The sequence below is a fragment of the Nocardia xishanensis NBRC 101358 genome, from assembly GCF_001613365.1.
Classification (GTDB): Bacteria; Actinomycetota; Actinomycetes; order Mycobacteriales; family Mycobacteriaceae; genus Nocardia; species Nocardia xishanensis.
Genome location: NZ_BDCF01000111.1, coordinates 1 through 2473, shown reverse-complemented (window position 1 = coordinate 2473; position 2473 = coordinate 1). Strand labels below are relative to the sequence as shown.

The 2473-nt window shown below is 72.4% G+C and carries 3 protein-coding genes; 2 read left to right on the top strand and 1 reads right to left on the bottom strand.

All coding sequences use genetic code 11. From position 1 onward, the window contains the following. Together NX1_RS37155 and NX1_RS34865 are read left to right on the top strand one after the other, a co-directional pair. The coding region (locus NX1_RS37155; RefSeq protein WP_169812339.1) for a hypothetical protein at nt 1–199 on the top strand (199 nt) is incomplete at its 5' end. Nucleotides 200–255: 56 nt separating this feature from the next. Further along, nucleotides 256–1074, top strand: coding sequence for a MerR family transcriptional regulator (locus NX1_RS34865; protein WP_068069422.1), 819 nt, complete (start codon nt 256–258; stop codon nt 1072–1074). Between the two features lie 323 nt (nt 1075–1397). Here NX1_RS34865 and NX1_RS34860 read toward each other — a convergent pair. Then, nucleotides 1398–2473, bottom strand: a 1076-nt coding sequence (locus NX1_RS34860; protein WP_068069419.1) for a molybdopterin-dependent oxidoreductase, incomplete at its 5' end; no start/stop codon positions are given.

Genomic DNA, 2473 nt, shown 5'->3' with positions numbered 1-2473 from the left:
CAGCGTGCGCTCCTGGGAGGCGAGCAGGCCGCCATCGGGCGGAGCGCAGGCCGGTGCGGTGCTCGGCGGCATCCTGCTGGAGGGCTTGCTGCGCGGCGCGGCGGGCGGGATGCGGCACGGCTCGGGAGGCGGATACCGGCCCGGCTCCTTCGGTGGTTCCAGCGGGTCGCGGCGGGTCAGCCGGGGCGGGCGGTTCTGAGAACGCGCGCGGCTCTTGATCCTGACACCGTGTGAGGCCGTAAACCGGAGGGCGTCATGTTCAGTATCGGAGATTTCGCCAGACACGGACGGGTGTCGGTGCGCATGCTGCGCCACTACGACGGCATCGGGCTACTGCGGCCCGATGTGGTCGGCCCGGCAACCGGCTACCGGTCCTACGCCGCTGGTCAGCTCGCCCGGCTCAACCGGATCGTCGCGCTGAAGGAGCTCGGCTTCACCCTGGAACAGGTGCGCCGGATCCTCGACGACGAGGTGAGCGGCGCGGAACTGCGCGGCATGCTGATCCTGCGCCGCGCGGAACTGGAGCAGCGCATCGCGGCGGACCGGGACCGGCTCGTCCAGGTCGAGACGAGACTCCGCGTCATCGAGAAGGAGGGCGCCATGCCCGTGCACGATGTGGTCGTCAAGTCCATCCCTGCCGTCCGCGTCGCCGAATTGACCGGCGAAGCGGGCGATTTCGAGCCGAAGTCGATCGGACCCGTGGTGGGTCCGCTGTTCGAGGAGTTGTGCGCGCGGCTGGAGCGCGCAGGGGTCGAACCGGTCGGGCCCGCCATCGCCTACTACGACGAGCACCCCGACGGCTCCGTACTGGTGCACGCCGCAATGCCGGTCGTCGCGGAACCAGGAGCGGGACAAGACTTCTCGATCATCGATCTGCCCGCGGTCGAGCAGGCCGCGACCGTGGTGCACCGCGGCAGCATGGACGAGGTCCTCGAACCGTGGCAGGCGCTCGGCCGGTGGATCGACGCCAACGGCTACCGCTCGCACGGCCCGGCGCGCGAGGTGACGCTGGAATTCACCCAGGACCCGAGTGGATGGGTCACGGAGTTGCAGGAGCCGATCGCGCGCCGGTGAGGCCGCCCGTAGCCGCTGCGGCACAGGAGCATTCGGGCCCGGTTCGGCGGCGTGGGCCGGCCGACCGGGCGGCGGTCTGATCCGTCGCCCGGTCTATGTGGCGCTCAGATAGGCACCGCGCGTCGCGGGATCGGTCGGCGAGGTGGCAGCGGGAACCATCCTCGTCATGCTCGGCCAGACCCTTGCACCGCGCGGTACGGGACCGGTCGGCCAGCTCACAGCGAAAGCCGTCCCGCTGATCCTCACCCTCACTCGGACCGACGCCGCGCGGTGCAGGACGGCCAACCCGGGCGGGAGCAATCCCGCCCGGATGCGACGTTCGCTCAGACCTGCACGGTAATAGTGTGAATGCCGGTTGGGCCGGCCGGGAACGGCGCGCGGGTGGCGCTTTCCTGGACCTGCCCGGAGCGGCTGGTGGCGCGGGCGCGCAGCGTGTGCGCGCCGGGCACGAGCTCGAGGGTGGTGCGCCAGCGACGCCAGGCGGCGGGCGCCAGTTCGGTGCCGAGATCGACCGGGCGCCAAGGGCCGTCGTCGACGCTGAGCTCCACCTCCGCCACGCCGTGCGGCGGGGCCCATGCGACGCCGGCGACGGTGAGCGTGCCCGCGATCGTGCGCCCGGGGGCGGTGGTGTCGATCCGGGCGTGCGGCTCGACCCACAGCAGATCCGTCGGCCACCCGCGGCGCACCCAGTAGTCGGTGTGGCTGTCGTCGGTGAGCTCCAGTTCGGACAGCCATTTCGCGCCGGTGTACTGGCCGTAGAGTCCGGGCACGAAGACGCGGGCCGGGAAGCCGTGCTCGGGCGGCAGCGGCGCGCCGTTCATGCCGATCACCAGGTAGCCCGGCAGTTCTCCGGTGCGCAGCGGCTCGACCGGCAGCGAGATGGTGTAGCCGTCGACGGCGCGGGTCACCAGGCGGGTGGCGGCCGGATCCGGAATGGCGTGCTTCAGCAGGTGCGCCAGCGGCACGCCCATCCAGCGCGCGTTGCCCGCCCTGCCCTGACCGGCCCGGTTGTGCACGCAGACCATGACCGCGTCGAATTCGACCGCGTCGGCGGCCAATTCGGCCAGCGAAAGCCGCAGCGGGTGGGCGACCATGCCGGTGACGGCGAGCCGCCAGCGGTCCGGATCGATGCGCGGCGGGCGCAGGTTCACGTCGGCGACGTAGAACCGGCCCGCCGTGGTGATCAGCGGCGAGAGGCCGGGCTCGTCGAGGCCGTCGTCCGGCACCAGCCCGATGCCGCCCAGCGGGCCGACGTTGCGAATCGCGCTGTCGCGCAAGCGGTCGTGATCTCGGTGCAGGGTCCGCGCCGCGGCGAGCAATCCCGCGCCCACCGCCGACCACGCCAGCGCGCCGAGCAACCCGCCCGGCCGCTTGCGCAATCCCGCCGCGAGCACCGCGC